Annotated in this window: 16 protein-coding genes; 6 read left to right on the top strand and 10 right to left on the bottom strand. The window is 62.6% G+C overall.

Annotation, left to right across the window (positions count from 1 at the left end; genetic code table 11):
* Window positions 1–74: 74 nt before the first annotated feature.
* The gene (locus B7Y43_RS01995) at window positions 75–539 is read right to left on the bottom strand and encodes an energy transducer TonB (protein ID WP_374129933.1); all 465 of its coding nucleotides are present in this window, start codon (window positions 537–539) and stop codon (window positions 75–77) included.
* A 49-nt stretch (window positions 540–588) separates the two neighbouring features.
* Here B7Y43_RS01995 and argJ point away from each other — a divergent pair, with 49 nt between their 5' ends.
* Genes argJ through B7Y43_RS02010 form a run of 3 tightly spaced genes read left to right on the top strand, consistent with a single transcriptional unit; the run spans window position 589 to window position 3,365 of the window.
* The gene (gene argJ / locus B7Y43_RS02000) at window positions 589–1,815 is read left to right on the top strand and encodes a bifunctional ornithine acetyltransferase/N-acetylglutamate synthase (protein ID WP_374129934.1); all 1,227 of its coding nucleotides are present in this window, start codon (window positions 589–591) and stop codon (window positions 1,813–1,815) included.
* A gap of 4 nt (window positions 1,816–1,819) precedes the next feature.
* Window positions 1,820–2,428 (top strand): glutathione S-transferase family protein, encoded by a 609-nt coding sequence (locus B7Y43_RS02005; RefSeq protein ID WP_374129935.1) that lies wholly within the window; start codon window positions 1,820–1,822, stop codon window positions 2,426–2,428.
* Between the two features lie 31 nt (window positions 2,429–2,459).
* Window positions 2,460–3,365 (top strand): glutathione S-transferase family protein, encoded by a 906-nt coding sequence (locus tag B7Y43_RS02010; protein ID WP_374129936.1) that lies wholly within the window; start codon window positions 2,460–2,462, stop codon window positions 3,363–3,365.
* 60 nt (window positions 3,366–3,425) lie between these two features.
* On the opposite strand, the gene trxA is transcribed toward B7Y43_RS02010, so the two are convergent.
* From trxA to B7Y43_RS02055, 9 genes are all read right to left on the bottom strand, one after another.
* Window positions 3,426–3,749: a co-chaperone YbbN gene (gene trxA / locus B7Y43_RS02015; protein WP_374129937.1), complete on the bottom strand. Its 324-nt coding sequence runs from the start codon at window positions 3,747–3,749 to the stop codon at window positions 3,426–3,428.
* Window positions 3,750–3,797: 48 nt separating this feature from the next.
* Entirely contained in the window at window positions 3,798–7,262 is a 3,465-nt protein-coding gene (gene addA / locus B7Y43_RS02020) for a double-strand break repair helicase AddA (RefSeq protein WP_374129938.1), read from the bottom strand.
* Window positions 7,243–10,215, bottom strand: a complete 2,973-nt coding sequence (addB, locus tag B7Y43_RS02025) for a double-strand break repair protein AddB (protein ID WP_374129939.1) — start codon at window positions 10,213–10,215, stop codon at window positions 7,243–7,245. The genes addA and addB overlap by 20 nt, the downstream gene beginning before the upstream one ends.
* 18 nt (window positions 10,216–10,233) lie before the next feature.
* Window positions 10,234–10,995, bottom strand: a complete 762-nt coding sequence (locus B7Y43_RS02030; RefSeq protein WP_374129940.1) for a nucleotidyltransferase family protein — start codon at window positions 10,993–10,995, stop codon at window positions 10,234–10,236.
* Window positions 10,992–11,972, bottom strand: a complete 981-nt coding sequence (locus B7Y43_RS02035; protein ID WP_374129941.1) for an aminoglycoside phosphotransferase family protein — start codon at window positions 11,970–11,972, stop codon at window positions 10,992–10,994. The genes B7Y43_RS02030 and B7Y43_RS02035 overlap by 4 nt, the downstream gene beginning before the upstream one ends.
* Window positions 11,957–12,421 (bottom strand): tRNA (adenosine(37)-N6)-threonylcarbamoyltransferase complex ATPase subunit type 1 TsaE, encoded by a 465-nt coding sequence (tsaE, locus tag B7Y43_RS02040; RefSeq protein WP_374129942.1) that lies wholly within the window; start codon window positions 12,419–12,421, stop codon window positions 11,957–11,959. The genes B7Y43_RS02035 and tsaE overlap by 16 nt, the downstream gene beginning before the upstream one ends.
* Window positions 12,418–14,820, bottom strand: a complete 2,403-nt coding sequence (locus B7Y43_RS02045; RefSeq protein ID WP_374130185.1) for a PAS domain-containing sensor histidine kinase — start codon at window positions 14,818–14,820, stop codon at window positions 12,418–12,420. Before B7Y43_RS02045 ends, tsaE begins: the two co-directional genes overlap by 4 nt.
* A 176-nt stretch (window positions 14,821–14,996) precedes the next feature.
* Window positions 14,997–16,400, bottom strand: a complete 1,404-nt coding sequence (gene ahcY / locus B7Y43_RS02050) for an adenosylhomocysteinase (protein ID WP_374129943.1) — start codon at window positions 16,398–16,400, stop codon at window positions 14,997–14,999.
* Window positions 16,401–16,540: 140 nt separating this feature from the next.
* Window positions 16,541–17,101 carry a YqgE/AlgH family protein gene (locus B7Y43_RS02055; RefSeq protein WP_374129944.1) on the bottom strand — a complete coding sequence of 187 codons (561 nt, stop codon included), beginning with the start codon at window positions 17,099–17,101 and terminating at the stop codon, window positions 16,541–16,543.
* Window positions 17,102–17,310: 209 nt separating this feature from the next.
* Between B7Y43_RS02055 and B7Y43_RS02060 the strand changes: the two genes are divergently transcribed.
* The 3 genes from B7Y43_RS02060 to B7Y43_RS02070 all read left to right on the top strand — a co-directional run bounded on the left by B7Y43_RS02060 (window position 17,311) and on the right by B7Y43_RS02070 (window position 19,774).
* Complete coding sequence (locus B7Y43_RS02060) at window positions 17,311–17,793, top strand: peroxiredoxin (RefSeq protein ID WP_374129945.1); 483 nt, start codon at window positions 17,311–17,313, stop codon at window positions 17,791–17,793.
* Between the two features lie 122 nt (window positions 17,794–17,915).
* Window positions 17,916–18,197, top strand: coding sequence for a hypothetical protein (locus tag B7Y43_RS02065; RefSeq protein WP_374129946.1), 282 nt, complete (start codon window positions 17,916–17,918; stop codon window positions 18,195–18,197).
* A 122-nt stretch (window positions 18,198–18,319) separates the two neighbouring features.
* On the top strand, window positions 18,320–19,774 hold the full coding sequence (locus B7Y43_RS02070) for an AMP nucleosidase (protein WP_374129947.1): 1,455 nt from the start codon (window positions 18,320–18,322) through the stop codon (window positions 19,772–19,774).
* Window positions 19,775–19,899: the final 125 nt, after the last annotated feature.

Here is a 19,899-nt window from a genome sequence, read left to right on the forward strand (position 1 = left end):
GGCATTCACAGGCGCAACGTCCATCATTCAAAACAACTGCACCTGCAGCGGGATCCGTCGATCGGCGGGAGTCCTTATTCCTGCGTTTTCGCTTCAGCCAGTTCCCACCGCATCGCCGATGTCCAGCTGCCCGGCATCGGTTTGCCATTGCGATCCAGCGCCGGTTTGAACCGGCCATTGCCAATCAGCTGGCTGCATGTCGTCGAATCCAGCAGGTCAGATCCGCTCGATTGCACGATGTTGCAGCCGGTGATCCGGCCCGCCGCATCGATATCGAGTGAAAATTCGGTCCGTCCCTCTTCCGACGCGGCCTTTGCTTCAGGCGGATAGGATTCGGGCGGAAACCAGTCGCCTGGATTGCCGATCGGCTTCACGCCAACCGCCATGCCAGTATCGGCGGGTGCCGCGAGTGCCGCTGGTGCCGCCGCCTTTCGGCTTTGCCCCAACGCTGGCCCAGTGATCGCGATCAGCATTGCCAGCGCGATGCCAGCCCCCCGGCCAGCCGCTTCAATTGTCGTCTTGCCTTCAACCCTACGCACTTTAACACCCCCTGCACCTACAAGTTCACCTTAGGCTGAGAGTCGCCCCATGTCATCCCGCTCACCGCTCGCCCCCGATTGCTTCCCGGATTTGCCCGCAATTGCCGGTGCGTCGCTGCGCGTGGCGCGGGCGGGATATAAGGATTGGGGGCGCTGCGATCTCACCTTTGCCACGCTTGATCCCGGCACCAGCGTTGCTGGGGTTACCACCACCAGCAAATGCCCGTCGCCCGAAGTCGAATGGTGCCGGGCGGCCTTGACGCTTGGTCAGGCGCGCGCACTGGTCGTCAACGCAGGCAATGCCAACGCCTTTACCGGCCACCGGGGACGCGTAGCGGTTGAGGCGATCGCCGCGCGCGTTTCTGCGCATCTGGGGTGCCAGCCCTCTGATGTTTTTGTTGCCTCAACCGGTGTTATCGGCACGGCCCTGCCGATCCCCAAAGCCGAAGCCGGGCTTGATGCGGCCTTTATCGCGTCGCCCTGCAGCTGGGAGGAAGCCGCTGCCACGATCGGCACGACCGACACCTTTCCCAAAGGCGCAATGACGACCGCCATCGTCGGCGGCCGCACTGTCACCCTGGTCGGGATCATCAAGGGATCGGGCATGATCGCGCCCGATATGGCGACGATGCTCGGCTTTATCTTCACCGATGCAGCCGCTTCCTCAGGCTTTCTTCAATCAGCATTGGCCGATGCCAATCGCCGCAGCTTTTCCTGCATCACCGTCGATAGCGATACATCGACGAGCGACACCGTGCTGGCCTTCGCGACGGGCAAGGCCGGTAATGCCCCGCTTGTATCGATCGAGTCACCGGGGGCTGATGCATTCCGGGCGGCGATGGACGATCTCTGTCGGCAGCTCGCGCACCTTGTCGTCCGCGATGGTGAGGGGGCGAGCAAGTTCATCACGATCGACGTAGCGGGCGCGGAATCAGACGCGAGCGCGCACCGGATTGCGCTGTCGATTGCCAATTCCCCGCTCGTGAAGACGGCAATCGCAGGCGAAGACGCCAATTGGGGACGGGTTGTTATGGCCGTAGGTAAAGCCGGCGAACCCGCTGATCGCGATCTGCTCGCCATTCGCTTTGGCACGACGCAGGTTGCGGCCAACGGGCTCGCGGTTGAGGGGTATGACGAGGCCCCGGTTGCCGCGCATCTAAAGGGGCAGGAAATCGATATCGGCGTGGACCTGGGCCTTGGCGATGGCCGCGCAACCGTGTGGACCTGCGATTTGACGCATGGCTATATCAGCATCAACGCCGATTACCGGAGCTGAATGAGTGCTGACGATTTGGGGACGGCTCAATTCGCACAACGTCAAAAAAGTCGCCTGGCTCGCTGATGAAATCGGGCTGGACTATGTGCGCCATGATGTCGGCGGCCAATTCGGCATGGATGCCGCCTATTGCGCGCTCAATCCCAACGCCCTGATCCCGACAATTGAGGATGATGGTTTTGTCCTGTGGGAATCGAATGCGATTCTGCGCTATCTCGGGGCCCGCTACGCGCCAGCGCTCTGGCCAGCTGATCCGGCGGCCCGCGCGATGGCCGATCGGTGGATGGATTGGCAGTTTGGCTATGCCGACACCCAGCGCGGTGCCTTCATCAATCTGGTCCGCAAACCGCCGGAAATGCGCGATGCCAACGCTATAGCGCGCTCGGCTGCTGCTTGCGCGCGGCAAATGGCGATCCTCAACGATGCATTGTCAATTTCTCCCTGGCTTTCCGGCGCGGCATTTGGACTGGGAGACATACCGATGGGCGTTTATGCGCACACCTGGTTCACCCTGGCGATTGATCGCCCGCCCTTCAGCGCGCTCGCCGATTGGTATGCCCGATTGATCACGCGGCCGGCCTATGCCCAACAGGTCATGATTCCACTGACCTGATAAACACTCACATCAATGATGAAGGACCGTCATGACTGATTTGATTTTGCACCATTATTCTCGCTCGCCTTACGCTGAACTGGTGCGCCGCGCGCTCGGGATCAAAGGGGCGGCTTGGTGCTCGGTCATCATTCCGAATATGGCCCCCAAACCTGAACTCACGCCGCTTACCGGCGGCTATCGGAAGACACCGGTGCTGCAGATTGGCGCTGACATTTATTGCGACACCGCCATCGCGATCGACGCGATCGAGGCATTTCAGCCGCAGCCGACGCTGTTCCCAGCCCCGCTGGGTCGGCTGGGTGCGCTGGTGGCGATGCAGGCGGGCGGCGCAACTTTCAGCCAGGCCGTCGGCTCTGCCATGGCGGTAGTTGCCGATCAGATTGACGACGCGTTTTTCGAGGATCGCAAGGCGCTGTTCGGGATGGACCGGGAGCGCATGAAGAAGGCCGCCCCACACCAAACCGCCCAATTCACCGGCTGGTTGGCCAAGCTTGAAGACGCGCTAGCCGATGGGCGGGCGTTTCTGGGCGGCGATGCGCCAGGCTATGCCGATTGCGCGGCCGGCATGAATGTGTGGTTTCAAGCCGGCATGGGCCTGAAGGAAGCGCGACTGGCGCCCTTCCCGCATGTCGCCGCCTGGATCGCACGCTGCGACGCGATCGAACACGGGCAGCGGACTGACATGACCGCGCAGGCGGCATTGGACGTCGCGCTCGCTGCTTCGCCTACCGCCACCGCACAAATTGACGATGACTGTGGTTTTACCCAGGGTCAGCCTGTGGCCATCCGAACCGAGGATCCGGGAGCCGATACCGTGACTGGCACCCTGCTGCGCTGCACGGCGCGCGATATCGTCCTGCTGCGCGATGATCCGCGGGTTGGAACAGTCGCGGTCCATTTCCCGCGCATTGGGCAGATATTGCGGCCGGCCTGATCAGCAGGCGCCGCCTAGCCGCGCATCGGCGCGGCTAGGCGGTTAGCCAATCACTTGGAATTAAGCCAATGCGCCCTCAAGCCAGGCCTTGAGCTGGCTCTTCGGTGCAGCGCGGCTAAAGCGCGCAACCTCTTCGCCACCCTTGAACAGGACGAGATTGGGAATGGTACGAATGCCAAAGCGGGTTGCCGCTTCGGGGGCATCGTCCAGATTGGCCTTGGTGATCGTTACCTGATCGGCCAGCTCATCGGAGATTTCTTCCAGGCTCGGCCCGATCACCTTGCAGGGACCGCACCATTCTGCCCAGAAATCAACGAGCACGGGCTTGTCAGCCTTCAGCACGTCATTGTCGAAACTCGCGTCATCAATCTTCGTCGTTGCCATGATTATAATCTCCTGATGAACAATAGGTAGGCGCAGTCCGGCATCGTCTCAAGCGTCTGCGACCAAGCTTTGCTCGTCGGCCCCAAAGCGCTGCTTGTGCGCACCCAGCAAATCGGCGGGCAGGACGAACAGCGACGGGGCCGCTGTGTACAGCAACGCCGCCTCGATAGTGCGGCCGGGGAAGATCACTGCCAACGCGTCGACATAGGCGGCCATCTGCCGGAGGTGATAGGCTGGAATGCCGGTGATGTCGGCAGGCGCACGCCGACCGGTCTTGAAATCGATAACGCGCACCAACCGGTCACTGACAAGCAGCCGATCGACCGTGCCCGAGACAACAAATCCGCCCTCAATCACGGCGGCGATCGGCGCTTCTGCTAGCGCCTCTGGCCCAAACAGATCGGCAAATCGGGGATCCTCCAAAACGCCACAGGATTGATCAACAATTTCGGCACGGACGGTGGCTTCTTCGACCCCGCCCGCCTTCTGAAGCCAGCGATCTGCAGCAGCGCGGCGATGCTCGGGTGCGACAGCCGGGAGTCGTTCGAACAAGGCATGGATCAACCGCCCCCGGTCAGCCGCTGCCCGTAAGGCTGCATTAGGCGGTGGATCGGCGACCATGTCGGGCCCGAGTGATGACGGGGCCAGCGGACGCGGCGGGCGCGCCTCGGTCGGGGCCGGCGCGCGCACCCAGGCCGGCAGGTTAGTGTCACTGCCCTGAACCAGCGGCGCGCTTTCCCGCAAATCAACCGGCTTTTGCGGGATCAAGCCAAGGAAATGCCGCTCGCTCTCTCCCGGCCCTACTCCCAATGTCGCCAATGCACGATCAGCCGCCGCGTACCAGCTCGCCGCAGGTGGCACGCCCTGCGCACGCGGCCCCAATGCGCCCGCGATCACCAGCCGTTCCTCTGCCCGGGTCGCCGCGACATAAAAAAGCCGCCAATGTTCCTGGAGTTCGCGCGCCTGCACGTCATCGATATAATCGCCCAGCCGCCCGCCACGCTCGCTGCTGCGGGGGCGGAATATCGGGAACGCCTCCTGGTCCTCATCCGGTTTCCAGTGGAGAATCGATCGCGGCACCAGCCCTGGATCGACCGTTGCGTCCGCAAGAATCACCAAAGGCGCCTGCAGCCCCTTGGCCCCATGCACCGTCATCACCCGCACCGCATCGAGCGGCGCAGACGGATCGCGGACAATTTCGATATCACCGCGATCGAACCAATCGAGAAACCCTTGCAACGACGGCGTCCCGAGCGTCTCGAAATCAAGCGCCGCGCTCAGCACCTCCTCGATCGGGTCGCGCGCTTCCTGGCCAAGGCGGCGGATCAGCTTGCGGCGACCATCCAGCGGGCCGGACAACAGCTCTTCGAGCAACTGATAGGGCGTGGCAATGTCAGCGCGGGCGAGCAGATCGAAAAGCGGCTGTAACAGCGCATCCGAACAGGTCGCGCGTAAGTGCCGCCACAGGCTGCCGTCCGGCCGGGGCGCGGCGGCGGCAAGCAATTCTTCCTGACTCCACCCGATCAGCGGCGACACCAGCAGGTTGGCGAGCGACAAATCATCATCGGGCTGCAGCGCGAAACGGATCGCGGCAAGCAGATCCTGCACCGCCAGCGGGGCATTCAGCCGCAGTCGATCGACACCAGCGACGGGTACCCCCTCGGCATAAAGTCGCGCAACGATCAACGAAGCGAGCTCGCCACGCCGCTTCACCAGGATCATCACGTCTTCGGGCCGCAGCGCCCTACCCTTGCTTTCCAAAATCAACGGATTTTCGGGATCAAGCCAGGCCTTAAGCTGGCGCGCAATCTGCTTGGCGAGCGCGCGGGTGGCGTCGTCAATCCATTCTTCCTCGTCAGCCTCACTGCCCCCCGCGATAGTCGGCGGCCAGAGCGAGACTAGGCCGGGGCCCGCCACTTCACTAGCATGCGGTTCCAGCGTCCCGACCAGACCCAGACCGGGCCTATCGACAGCGCTGATCGCGGCATCGACGAATTCCAGGATCGGCTTGGTCGACCGAAAGCTGTGGGTCAGCGACAGCTGATTAAACGCGGTTGCCTCGGTCGATCGATCCTCAAACAGCGCCTCTGCCTTGCGAAGAAAAAGCTGCTCAGCGGCGGCGAAATACAGCGGATCGGTCCCCTGAAACCCAAAGATCGCTTGCTTGTAATCGCCCACCACGAACAATGTTCGGGTGCGCTCGCCATGCGCGCCGATCCCGGTGAAAAACTCATCCGCCAGCGCCCTGATGATCTTCCACTGGCGCGGATTGGTGTCCTGCGCTTCATCGACCAGGATATGTTCGGTGGTCTGGTCGAGCTTGTAGCGCACCCATTCGCCCATCCCCGGCTGCTCCAGCAGCGCGACGACATGGTTGATCAGATCATCGAAATCGACCGCGCCAATGCGACTTTTGGCGCGCGCATAAGCATCGGCATAAGCGCGTCCGACACCAAGCCCTTTCGCCAACAGATCGCCATAAGCCGACCGCGTCGCCATACTGAGCAGCTCGGTACAGCGGCTGCCGATCGCCATGGCCAGTTCGGGATAATCGAAATCGGCATCGAGCAATTTCTTCTGGTATTTGCGCGGCTCGCCTTCTTTGGTGAAGACCACACCGCGCAGATCGTCGAGCATCGCCGCCCGCTCAGCGGGGTTCGCCTCCAGCCAGCATTCGGCGATGTCAGCCTGATTGCCACCCGTCTTGGTGTCCCAGGCGCGATTGGCCGCAGCGATGCGGCGAACCGCATCGGTATCGAATTCGGCATCATCGCAGCTATCAGCAAGAATATCGGCAATATCGCCCGCCGGCAGGCCAAGCGCGCGGCGAATATAAGGGGCGATCCCGCTGGGCAGCGTCGTCATCGCCGCCGGCGCGCGGGCGCAAGCGTGAAGGAAATCGGTCGCGCCGCCTTCACCCAGCCGCAAACTAAGTGCGCCAATCGCCTCAACCAGCCCGTTCAGGCCATCGCGTTCGGCATCGACCAGCAACTCAGCGAGCGTTTCCCGCAACAATACGGCTTCCTCGCGCGCCTCAATCGGGCGGAAGCCCGGTGCCAGCCCGGCTTCGGCCGGAAAGCTCGCCAGCAACCCTTGCGAAAAACCGTGGATAGTCTGGATGCGGATGCCGCCGCCGGGCGAATCGAGCAATTTCGCAAACAGCGTCCGCGCCCGCGCCACTATGGCCGGATCAAGATGCGCCTCGCCCAGCGCGAACAAATCCTTGCGCAGCGCCGGTTCGGGCATCCGCACCCAGGCAGCGAGGCGGCTGCTGATCCGCCCGGCCATTTCAGCGGCACCGGCTTTGGTAAAGGTCAGGCATAATATCGCCGCTGGATCAGTGCCGCGTAGCAACAATCGGAACACGCGCGCCGCCAGCACTTGCGTCTTGCCCGTGCCCGCCGAAGCTGACAGCCAGACATGCGCATCGGGCGCGCTCGCACGGGCCTGATTACCGAGCAAGCGGGGGAGATTGGCGGGGGTGTTAGCGGTGTTAACGCTGGTCACGGCCATACCATTCGTCGCGCCGCATCAGCTGATCATAATCGGCATAGGGCGCATAATCGGGGGCAAGCTTGGCGGTAAAAGGCGCATCGCCAGTCAGCCAGTTTTCCGCTGCGGCAATGAAATTATGCGCCGCCAGCCGGGTGAAATCAGCCGTCGGGATCAAGTCGCGCTTGCCATCGGGATCGACGGGCGAGCTAACCTTGCCAAAGCTGTCGCCATATTTCGCAAGCGACCAATATTCGAAACCATCCGCATTCCCGGCAATATCGCCAAAGCCACCCCGTTCGGCGATCAGGCCAAGAAGACCGAGCTGCAAGCTGAACCCCGCGCGCACGGCGGCGGCGGACGGCGGCTTGCCGGTTTTGTAATCGACAATCGCCAGGCCGCCGCTCGCTGATCGATCAAGCCGATCGGCGGTGCCGCGCAGGGTTACCCCGGCGATGACGATTTCCCCAGTCCGTTCGGCAGCCAGTACCTGCCGACCCAAATCGATCTGTTCGTCCATCTTGGCGGCGATCCAGTCGATCGCCTCGATCAAGCGGGGCTGCCACAGCGCGCGCATCATCGGGTGGGTGCGGGCGTCGTTGAGCATAGCATGCGCCCGGTCGCGCAACTTGTCGGGCGCGCAACCATCCTGCTTGGCCCAGACTTCAAGAATGGCATGAACTGCTGTGCCGCGCCAGGCCGCGCTCGGATCGGCATCAACGGGATCGAGCGGCCCCAGCCCCAGCACGCGCCGCGCATAAAAGGCAAAGGGATCAGCCTTCAGCCGGTCGACCTCGGTCACCGATATGCGTTTCGGGCGAAGCGCCGCCGGGACAACCGGCGCTGGTCGATCAGCGGGTTCATGCCGATCGGGCGTGTCGATGGCGCGTGCCCAGTTTTCCAAGGGCGTTGCGCGGGTCAACCCACCCGACATCGCCTCCAGCCGCAGCCAGAAGCGCGAGGCAATTGCCGGCGACCGCGCATCCCTGCGGGCGCGCGTCAGCAGCACTTCGGGCGCGCCAAGGGCCGATGCAAGATCATGCGCGGCGAGCCCAACGCGGCGATCAAGCCCCGGCAAGCCCAACTCGATGCGGATCCGCGGCGCAAGCCAGGGATCGGGCGCTGGCTGACCCGGCCAGACGCCTTCGTTCAGCCCCCCCAAAATCATCAGATCGGCGGTCTGCAGGCGCGCCTCAATCAAACCATAAATGGCGAGCCGCGGGTGCCCCCCCTGTGGCGGACGCACCGCGACATCCTCCATCAGCGTCCGCAGCAGCGGAGCAAGGCTGTGCGGCTCAACCAGCGCGGGACCGGCTGCGGCCTCTGCTTCGATATCAGCGAGCAATTGCGCGGCAGCCCTACCCGCAACCCCAGCCCAAAGCGCATCGCCGCACAATGCCTGCGCCGTCTCCCGCAAACCGGCAATGAACTGACCCAATGGTTGCGGCCCGGCCGCGAAAAGGGTCGCGATCGGCTCCAACACCGCTTGCGCTGTCGGCCACCATGAAGCCGCCGGCCGGCGAATGATCTGCTCGCGACGATCGCCCTCCCCCAGATAGGCCGCAATGCCGTCCAGCCCCGCCGCCGGGCGCGGCCCACGCAGCGCAAGATCGAGCCGGCGCACGCCTTCCAGCCAGGCCAACCGTTGCTCCCCGGCCCGTACCAGCGGATGTTTGAGCAATGCCAATAGCGCAAGCGGCGCAAATTGCTGGGCTGCAGCCTCCGCCAACACGGTCAACAGCGTACCCGGTGGCAAAATCGCGAGCGACCGTCCGGCGCTGTCGTCGATCGCCACACCCCAGCGGGCGCAATGCGCCGCCACGCGCCGCGCCAGCGCACGATCCGGCGTCACCAACGCCGCCGTCTTGCCCGGGGTCTCCAGCGCCTCCCGCAGCGCAAGCGCGATTGCCTCTGCCTCTTCGGCGGGTGTGTTGACCAGGGCCGCACGCACATCGCTTAGTCGCCGTTCCTCGGCGGGCAACATCGTCCATTTGCCCGTGAATTCAGCGGGTGCCAGCGCATTGGCGATTGCTCGGCCACGCACCGCTGTCGAATCATGGCCACCACCGTCGCGCCAGGTGGCAACCTCGCTGCGATTGACGCCCATCCGTTCAAGCAGCAACTTCAACTGAAATTGCGGATGCGTTTCGATCGATCGCCGCCGCACGCCTGTCACTGGATCGGGTGCATGCGGGCCAAGCGCCTGCCATTCGGCCTCATCCATCTCCGTGGCCAGGCCCGGAAACACGACCAGCCCCTGCGGTAAATCGCTGACCACGCGCAGCAACCGCGCAATGGCAGGGGCTGCCGTCGTCATCCCAGCCGCACAAACGAAACCCGGCGGTGGTGCCTTCGCCCATCGCGCACCGAGCCGCTGCAACAAACGCGCGCGACGTTCGGCGAGATCGATCCGCCCCAATCCCGCCAGTTCCTGTGGCCAGCGATCAAGCACCACACCGAACATCGCCAGCGCGCGTTGCCAATGATCGGAGAGTTCTTGGGTGAGATCCAGGCTGCGCAGCCGCGCCGGCGGCACTTCCTCGACCAATAGTTGATCAAGCGTGCGGGCCAATTCCCCAGCAAGCCGCACCGCCTCTGCCGCGTCGATCGGAGCCCCGGCGCGGGCGCGTTCCTCGCTGACCAGCCGTGCCAGGATCATCCGCCGCGCCAACGGCGCGATGGCCGGCGGCACGGGATCGGCATCGTCGGCAGGATCAATCGCCACATCTGCTGCTTCACTGCCATCGGCATCGCCGATCGCCACCAGTCTCGGCAGCAACAGTCCACCACCGCTTGCCCGCACAAAGGCATCGGTGATCGTTCGCTTGGCGCGATTGTTCGGCAGCAACACAATGCCCCGCGCGAGCGCCAGCTTGTCGCGCCCGAAGCGCCGGATCAGCCCCGCCGCCAGCGCATCGCCAAACGCCCGGTGGGCGGGAATGCTGAACAATTGGGGGCCGACCCGATCAACCATCGCGGTCAGCCACCCCGCTCAGCCATCGGCCAGGATCGCTTCGGTCTGGGCAATGGCACCCGGCGTACCGACATCAAACCACAGTCCCTGATAGCTCATGCCAAATGCACGGCCAGCGGCAATCGCCCGATCCCAGAATAAGTTGGTCGAAAACGGTCCATCCGGCCAATCCGATATGATGCGCGGGGACAATATCTGCACCCCGGTCCAGACGAAGGGCGCAAGCCGCCCGCGCCGCCGCCTGCCGGTAATCCGTCCATGTGGATCGAGGTAGAAATCACCGGTGCCGCTGTGGCAATTGGCGCGGGCCAACGGGACCATCAACAACAACGCATCCATCCGCGCATCATCCCATGCCGCCGCCAATGCGCGGATCGAATCAATCGGCCCATCAACCCACAGATTGTCGCTGTTGACCGACACAAAGGGCTTATCGCCGATCAGGTTGCGCGCCTGCACCAGCCCGCCCCCTGTTTCCATCAGCTGTGCGCGTTCGTCAGAGATGACAATGTCCAGACCGTGCCCGCTGCGCTGCACATGCGCCTCGATCGCGTCGGCCATGTAATGGACATTGACGACGGCGCGCTTGACGCCCCCGGCGCGCAAGCGATCTAGCGCATGATCAAGCAGCGCCTTGCCGGCCACTTCAACCAGTGGTTTGGGGCGTGTGGCCGTCAACGGGCGCATCCGGGTGCCAAGGCCGGCTGCCATCACCATTGCCGTTTCGGGCACGATCCCGCCCGGATCGGGGCGGATCGCCAGCGTGCGCACCGCGCTCATCGACCGGCGATGACCAAGGGATCGCCGCGCAGGTCGGCTGGGATATTGGCATCGAACCAGGCTTTGACAGGGGCGAGCGCTGGATGGGCTAGATCACGTTCCAGATAGCCCCAAACGCGCGGGCAGAGCGCAGCATAGCGCGGCTTGCCATCGCGCTGCCACAGGCGCGCAAAAACGCCGATGATCCGCGTGTTTCGTTGCGCGCCGAGCACATGATAGGCAATGTCGAAATCTAGCCCTGCGTTTGCTTCCCGCCTGTAATGCGCGAGCATTTCCGTCTCTATCGTGGGCTCAACGTCGCGTCTCGCATCCTGCAGCAGCGAGACAAGATCATAGGCCGGGTGGCCACTGGTTGCGTCCTGAAAATCCAGCAATCCCATTCGCCCATCGGGCACAAGCATTAGGTTTTCGGCATGATAATCGCGCAGGACGATCACGGGTTGTTCGGGGACAGCCTGATCCAGCACTTCGCCCCAGGCCGCGCGATAGGCGGCCATATCGGGCGCCAGGCCCACTGCCGGACAATACCAGTCGATCAGCAGCTGCGTCTTTTCATCCATCGCTGCACGGTCATAGGCGGTAAGCGGTGGCGGTGATTGGCGATGCAGCCCGACCAGCACGTCCACTGCCGCCCGGTACAGCGCGGGGGCACGCGCAGGGTCCGCATCCACCGCTTCGCGCATGCGGTCGTCGCCGAAATCCTCGATCAGCACCAGGCCATGATCCAGGTCGACGGCGAGCACTTCTGGTGCTGCAAAGCCGCGCGCATACAGCCAGCGCGCAATATCGATAAAGGGTCGTGGATCTTCCACTGGCGGCGGCGCGTCCATCAGTACGGCGGTGCGGCTTGCATCATGGACACGAAAATATCGCCGGAACGACGCATCGCCGGTGATCGGCGCAATCGATGCCGCGCCCCAGCCATGCATTGCCAGGAAATCGCGTGCAGCGGGCGGAAGGTTCATTTCAGCGGCCATCGCGCTCTCCATGGCGCGGGGACCAGCGCTGTCAAGGCGCGCCCGCCATCGGCCGTGAACGACAATGTCAGTGCCAGCGCATCCGGCCAATATCCCGCCGGTGCGCGTTCCGGCCATTCAACAATCGTCAGCTGCTCGGCTGCGGCGTCGTCCAGCCCCAGTTCGGCAATTTCGTTAGGATCATCAATGCGATAGAGATCGACATGCAGCACCGGCAATATGGTATCGGGCGGAGCATAAGGCTGAACGATCGCAAAACTTGGCGAAGGCGCTTCCCCCGCCAGCCCAAGCGCGGCAAGCAATCCGCGCACAATGCTCGTCTTGCCTGCCCCCAACGGCCCGGCCAGCGTGATGACATCGCCGGGAACAACCAGCTTTGCCAGCGCAGCACCGAATCGATCGCTCGCGTCGGGATCGGTCAGCACGACGGGGTCGTTGTGCCCGTTCATGCTTTGCCCGGCGATTGGCGGGGTAGGTCAACGGTAATCAACGTCCCCTGCCCGCGCTCCGAAATCAGGGCGATTGTGCCGCCATGCGCTTCAACAAATTGCTTGGCGAGCGGCAGGCCAAGCCCCAGCGCGCGCTCCCCATTGCGGGTGATGCCAGGCTCGGCGAAGCGATCAAACGCCCGCGCAATCGCCTTTTCGCTCATGCCCCGGCCATTGTCCGATACCACAATCCGCGCCGACGCCGCCGTGCCATCAGCGTGCAGCAACACCCGCCCCCCTTCCGGCATACCAGAAATGGCATGGCGCAACAGGTTGTCGATCACCTGTCCAAGTCGGCGCGGATCGCCCATGACCTTGCCCGCTGACGGGGCAATTTCGATTGCAAAATCCAATTTGCGCGCGCTGACCACCGTATCGAGCTTGGCGGCGACCTCACGTGCCAACTCACCAAGGTCAACCTCCACCGTCGCGGGCGGGCTGCCGCGATCGTCATTCTGGGTCAGATCGAGCACATCGTCGACCAATCCGCCGAGCCGCTCGACTGATTCCATGATCGCGGTCACATAATCGATGGCGGCGGGGGGCAAGTCACCCGCATATCCGCCTTGCAACATCTCTGCAAAGCCGCTGATCGACGTAAGCGGTGTGCGCAATTCATAGCTCATATTGGCAACGAAATTGGTTTTGACTCGGTCGGCTGCTTCAAGCGCTTCATTGCGGTCGCGCAGCGCGATTTCGATCTTGTGGCTGTCGGTAATGTCCAGCATCGTGAACAGCGCGTTGCCATCGGGCAGCGGCACAGCCGCAAATTCAAAATGACGCCCATCGGCAAAGGCCAGGTTGCCACCGCGTTGGAGCCGCTCGACCGTCGCCGATCGCACGAGATCGCTGATCAACACGGCCTTGCCAGCACTGGCGAGCTTTGGAGCCGCAGCCTTGGCCAGCACATCAACACGCGGATGCTGTGCGAGGAACTCCTCCTCAAAGCCCAGCGTCAGGCGGAAGCGGTTGTTCCAGAGCTGTAACCGGCCATCGGCGGCAAATACGCCAAGCGCTTCGAACAGATTGTCAAACGTGGCAGTGCGGACGCGTAGCAGTGTATCGCGTGCGCTCGCCAACTGGATTTGCTCGGTCCGGTCCTCAAAGATCAGCAACAGTCCGCCATCGGGCAAGGGCTGGGCGACCACGCGGAGATGGACCCCACCGGGGAGCAGCCAATTTTCTTCGATCTGGCTCTCGGCGGCGGCAAACCATTCGCGACGTTCAGCTTTCCAGCCCGGAAAATCGCGGACTTCGGGTAACCGACTGGCCTCTCGCATCCGTTCAAGCACGCGATCAAATTCTGGTCGGTCAACCAACCATTCGGGCCGCATCGCAAAAAGCCGTCGAAATGGCTGATTGCAAAACGCCAGGGTCCGGTCCGCGGCAAACTGGACCACACCGGCTGAAAGTTGGTCGAGCATCGCCCGCTGCGCCTCAGCGAACCGCTTGATCACCGAATGCGCCTGTTCCAACTCTTCGATATCAATCGCAAAGCCAGCGATTCCGCCGGTCGGCAACGGTACATCGAACACACGCAACATCCGCCGAGCGCCCAGGATCGTCGCGGGAACTGCCTGGGATTTCGGGCGCTGGGTGTCGCGCGCGGCAATCGCGTTGGCGAGTGGCCCGCCACCGCCGGTTTCTTCAATCAGCTCCACACCGCGCGCAATCACGTCTTCAGCGTCTCGGCCTTCTACTGCCTGGACATAGGCCGAATTGGCCATCGCCAGCCGCAAATCGGGCCCACGATACCACATGGGCATCGGTGCCGCTTCAATCAGGCCGGTCAACGCCTGAAACGCTTCGGTGATCCGTGCTTCCGCAGACGCAAGTCGCGCAATCTCCGCCTCACTATCGGTGGCATCGAACGCCCAAATCAGGACGCTGCCGCCCACATTCATGGCTTGTGGCGCGCGCTGCCCCTTCAGCAGCAGCACCTTTGCGCTCCCTTGTACCCGCACCGATCGGCTAAAAGGTCGGGCCGATTTCTGTGCAGCATCGACGTCTGCCGTCAGCCCCGCAAGATCGGATGCCGCCAGCCCTGAATCATCCCGGGCAAGGTCGGCCAGGTCGTGCGGCGGCGGAAAAAGTCCGAACCAATCCGTCAACCGATCGGGCAAACTGAGGCGACCATCGGGGCGCACAATCATCGATAATGCCGGCGACGATGCCAACAAAATCGCCAGCTGGTCGTGATCTGCCTCAAGCGCCGCGCTTGCGGCGCGGGCGCGCAATCCGATGAATAGCGCCCAACCGGCGATCACCACCAACACCGCCAGCGCCACGCCCGCAATGATTGGCCCCAATGTCGGACCAAGCGCAGGTCCGAATGTCGGTCCGGTTGCCGACTGACTCATCATCGCGCCAATTCCGACGCCTGCAAACGCGCTTGCTTCATGGCCAACGCCTTAGTGCGCGTCATCGCCAAGGGGAAGCGGCCAGTCACGAAGCCAACCATGGGCCCCAGACCGAAAAGGGCCGCGCCCGTTGCCGGACGCGACCCTCTGCTGTCAACCCGGATGGGCGTGACCTCTTAGTAGCGGTAATGGTCCGGCTTGAACGGCCCTTCGACCGGCACACCGATATAGTCGGCCTGCTTCTTGGTGAGCTGAGTCATCTTGACGCCCAGCTTTTCCAGGTGAAGCGCTGCGACCTTCTCGTCGAGGTGCTTCGGCAGGACATAAACGTCGTTGTTATACTGGCCCGGGTTGGTGAACAGCTCGATCTGCGCCAGCGTCTGGTTGGTGAAGCTTGCCGACATGACAAACGACGGATGGCCGGTTGCGTTCCCAAGATTCACCAGGCGGCCCTTCGACAGGATGATGATCTGCTTGCCATCTGGGAATTCGACAAGATCGACCTGCGGCTTCACTTCGGTCCACTTGTAGTTGGACAGCGCCGCAATCTGGATTTCGCTGTCGAAATGGCCGATGTTGCAGACGATCGCCATGTTCTTCATCGCCGCCATATGATCGGCGGTGATGACATCGGCATTGCCCGTGGCGGTGACGAAAATGTCGGAACGCGTGACGGCTTCTTCCATCGTCACGACCTCAAAGCCCTCCATCGCCGCCTGCAGCGCGCAGATCGGATCGATTTCGGTGACGAGCACGCGCGCACCGCCATTGCGGAGCGACTGGGCCGAGCCCTTGCCGACATCGCCAAAGCCAGCGACGGTAGCGACCTTGCCAGCGAGCATCACGTCGGTGCCGCGGCGGATCGCGTCGACCAGCGATTCCTTGCAGCCGTAAAGATTGTCGAACTTCGACTTGGTGACGCTGTCGTTAACGTTGATCGCGGGGAACGGCAGCTCGCCCTTCTTGGCGATAGCATAGAGACGGTGAACGCCAGTCGTCGTTTCTTCCGACACGCCCTTGATCGTCTCGACGCTCTTGGTGAGATAGCCGGGACGGGCCGCAACGAACGCCTTCACGGCGCGCTGCATTTCGACTTCTTCCTCATTCTCGGGCTCAGGGAACGAGTGGCCAGCTTCAAGCTTGGCGCCCCAAAGCGCGAACATCGTGGCGTCGCCGCCATCGTCGAGGATCATGTTGGCGGTTTCATCACCCCAATCGAAGATCGAACCGACATAGTCCCAATAATCAGCCAGGCTTTCGCCCTTGATCGCGAACACTGGCACACCCGATGCGGCGATGGCGGCAGCAGCATGGTCCTGCGTCGAGAAGATGTTGCACGTCGCCCAGCGCACCTTCGCGCCGAGCGCGGTCAGCGTTTCGATGAGGACGGCGGTCTGGATCGTCATGTGCAGCGATCCGGTGATGCGCGCGCCCTTCAGCGGCTGAGATGCGCCGAATTCCTCGCGCAACGCCATCAGGCCGGGCATCTCGGTTTCGGCAATGTTGATTTCCTTGCGGCCGAAATCGGCAAGGGTGATGTCCGCGACGACATAATCAGGGCGCTCGATGACGGTGGCCACGTAGAAATCTCCTGGGGCTTAAACTTTGGCCGCCACTGCGGCTGCCTGCGAGCGGCCATAGCCAGTGATGGCGTCCAAATCAAATATAAAGATGTCTTTATATGTTTCTGCAGAATAGCGTCGCGACGGGTCACTTAGGGCTAGGCGCGCCCCCCCTCGCTCGACAGGAAACGCGGATCAACCCCTGCCCCGGCTAGTGCGCGAGCCCAGCGATCACGGGCCGGTGTTTCAAAAATCAATGCGGGATCGCCTTCCAGCGACAGCCAGCCATGCTGAGTCATCTCGCGATCAAGCTGGCCTTCGCTCCAACCGGCATACCCAAGCGCAACCACCCATTGCGACGGGCCGCGGCCCTCTGCAATCGCGCGTAGAATGTCGATCGTGCCCGATAGCGACCAGCGACCCGCAACGTCGATCGTATCCTGCCCACCCCAATCATTGCTGTGGAGCACAAATCCCCTGCCCGGCTCAACCGGCCCGCCGAAGTTTACCGGCGCATCAGGGGCGTCGCCAACGTCGATCTCAAACTGTTCGAGGATCTCGTGCAGCCCAAGATCGGCGATCTGGGCGCCGATGCCGATCCCCATCGCCCCTTGGGAATCATGGGCGCACATCGCGATAACCGCATGATCGAAGCGCGGATCCCCTATGCCGGGCAAGGCGAGCAAAAATTGCCCGGTGAGATAGAGCGGTCGGTTCATACACCCGGTCTATACGCTAGCCAGCGCGCGGTCCAAAGCGGCGTCTGTCCTACTTTCAAGATGTGCTGAGCGATCAGTATGTGCCTTGCCGGCTGAGTCGCATTCCCCTCGCGCGCGAAGAAATTACGCATTTTCCTGTTAGCCGCTTCAATCGCCGGGCGCGCGCGTCTAAAGCGGGCGCATAATTTCGGCGCGAAGGATAAAGCGGCATGACGATCCAGGTAGGTGACAAGCTCCCCCAGACAACCTTCATCAAGGCGACCGCAAACGGTCCCGAGGCCGTCGATTCCGCCAGTTTTTTTGCCGGGCGCAAGGTTGCGCTGTTTTCTGTCCCCGGCGCTTTCACGCCAACTTGTTCCGCCAAGCATCTCCCAAGCTTTATCGACAAGGCTGATGCCTTTAAGGCTAAGGGTGTCGATGAAATCGCCTGCACGGCCGTCAACGATGCCTTTGTGCTTGGGGCCTGGAGCAAATCCAACGCCGCTGATGAGAAAATCACGATGCTTGCCGATGGCAATGCCGCCTTTGTTGAAGCGATCGGCCTGGCCTCCGATAGTTCACGCTTCGGCATGGGGAAGCGCGGCCAGCGCTTTTCGATGCTGGTCGATGACGGCGTGGTCACCCAGCTGAACGTCGAAGGCCCGGGCGAGTTCAAGGTCAGCTCAGCGGAGCATATGCTCGACACGATGTAACATGCCCGGAACTTTGGCGTCATATCCATGATTCCGACCAATAGCGCCGCAGGCTGGAACCCGCATGGCCCGGCGACGTTGATCATCGACACTTCCAATTCTGTCCCTGAAGGATCCAGGCAATGAGCGATGATACCATTCAGAACGCCATAAAGACCGCCACCGATGAGCTTGCTGCCGTCCTGCCATCAGTCACGACCATCGAGACCGAAGCCAAATCGCTGCTGGCACGCGCGCAAGAAGCGATTGAGGATGTCGTCGAATCGACGGTTGAGGCAGTGAAGGAAAATCCACTCACCGCTGCAGCCATCGCTGGCGGCGTGGTGGTGGCGGCCGCCGGCGCGGCTTATGGCGTCAGCAAGCTGCTTGAGGACGATGACAAGCCCGGAACGGTGAGCAAATAGCCAATCGGCGGGGCGCATCGATCGTGATGCCCCCGCTGATCGTCGTTCGATCTTAATGACTGGCACGGAAAGCAAGGCTGGGCTGTCTTGCCAGTGTCGCATCGCTCGATTAGCGCCGATGCATGAACCGTGCTGCTGAAATCATCGCCGAACTCGATCGGCTCTATACAAAATCAGTCGAGCGGTTGCGCGCGGCCCTGACGGCTTATCTGCGGGATGGGACGATCCCGCCCGCCTCGATGCGCACCGATGGGTCCTTTGCCTATCCCGAGATCCGACTGATTTATCGTGGCGCTGATGATCGGCCGACGCCGATGCGTTCATTCGGTCGCTTGGTCACACCAGGCGAATACCGCATCAGTGTCACCAAGCCCGCGCAATTCGCCGATTATCTCATCGAACAACTCGGGTTGTTGATCGAAGATTATGACGTGTCGGTTGAAGCCGGCGCTGGTCGGCAGGAAATTCCCTTTCCTTATGTGCTGGATGCCGGCGCGGCGCTCAGCCTTGATGAAGTGTCGGCGACGGAGTTATCGCGCCATTTCCCGGCGACCGAACTGGCCTATATTGGCGACGAAACCGCCGATGGGCTGCTCGGAACCCAACAAGGGATTCGCCCCCTCGCGCTTTTTGACGCGTTGCGGACCGATTTCTCACTGGCGCGGCTGCGGCATTATACCGGCACGCCGCCCGAACATGTTCAGCGGTACGTGCTGTTCACCAATTATCACCGTTATGTCGATGAATTCGTGCGCTGGGCAGCCGGACAGCTTGGGCCAGATGCAGACGGCAATCCCAGTCGCTTCACCGCTTTGTCCGGTGCTGGCGGCGTCTTGTTCAAGGCGGGCGATGATATCGAAGCGGTGCTCGCCGATACCAGCGCCTGGCGTCGGCACCAGATGCCTGCCTATCACCTGATGGCGGATGATCGCACCGGGATTACCCTGGTCAATATTGGCGTCGGCCCCTCAAACGCCAAAACCATCTGCGATCATCTTGCCGTCGTGCGCCCAGAGGCCTGGTTGATGATCGGCCATTGCGGCGGGCTTCGCCCAAGCCAACGCATCGGCGATTATGTTCTCGCCCATGCCTATCTGCGTGACGATCATGTTCTTGATGATGTGTTGCCGCCCGAAATCCCGATCCCGGCCATCGCCGAGGTCCAACTGGCGATGGCGCGCGCGGCAGAGATCGTGTCGGGCCAGTCGGGCGACGAGCTTAAGCGCCGACTGCGGACCGGCACGATCGTCACCACCGACGATCGAAACTGGGAATTGCGGTATTCGAAATCCGCGCTGCGCTTCTCGCTTTCGCGGGCGGTGGGCATCGATATGGAATCTGCGACGATCGCCGCGCAGGGCTATCGCTTCCGCGTTCCCTATGGGACATTACTGTGCGTATCCGACAAGCCGCTGCACGGTGAGCTTAAGCTGCCCGGCCAGGCCAATCGTTTCTACGAACGGGCCATTGCCGAACATATGAAAATCGGCATCGAAGCGTGCGAACAACTCCGCCGCGAGGGGGCCAAACTGCACAGCCGCAAACTCCGGGCGTTCAACGAACCGCCGTTTCGCTAAGGCAATTGCCGGGCTGGGGCCCCGCTTCCCGCGCGATTTGGTCTCACCGAGGCGACACAACGGGATTGTGGTCGGGCACGGCGTGCTATAGTGGTAAGACACTTATTAGGGAGCAAGACCTTGCC

The organism is Sphingomonas sp. 28-62-20 (assembly GCF_002281505.1).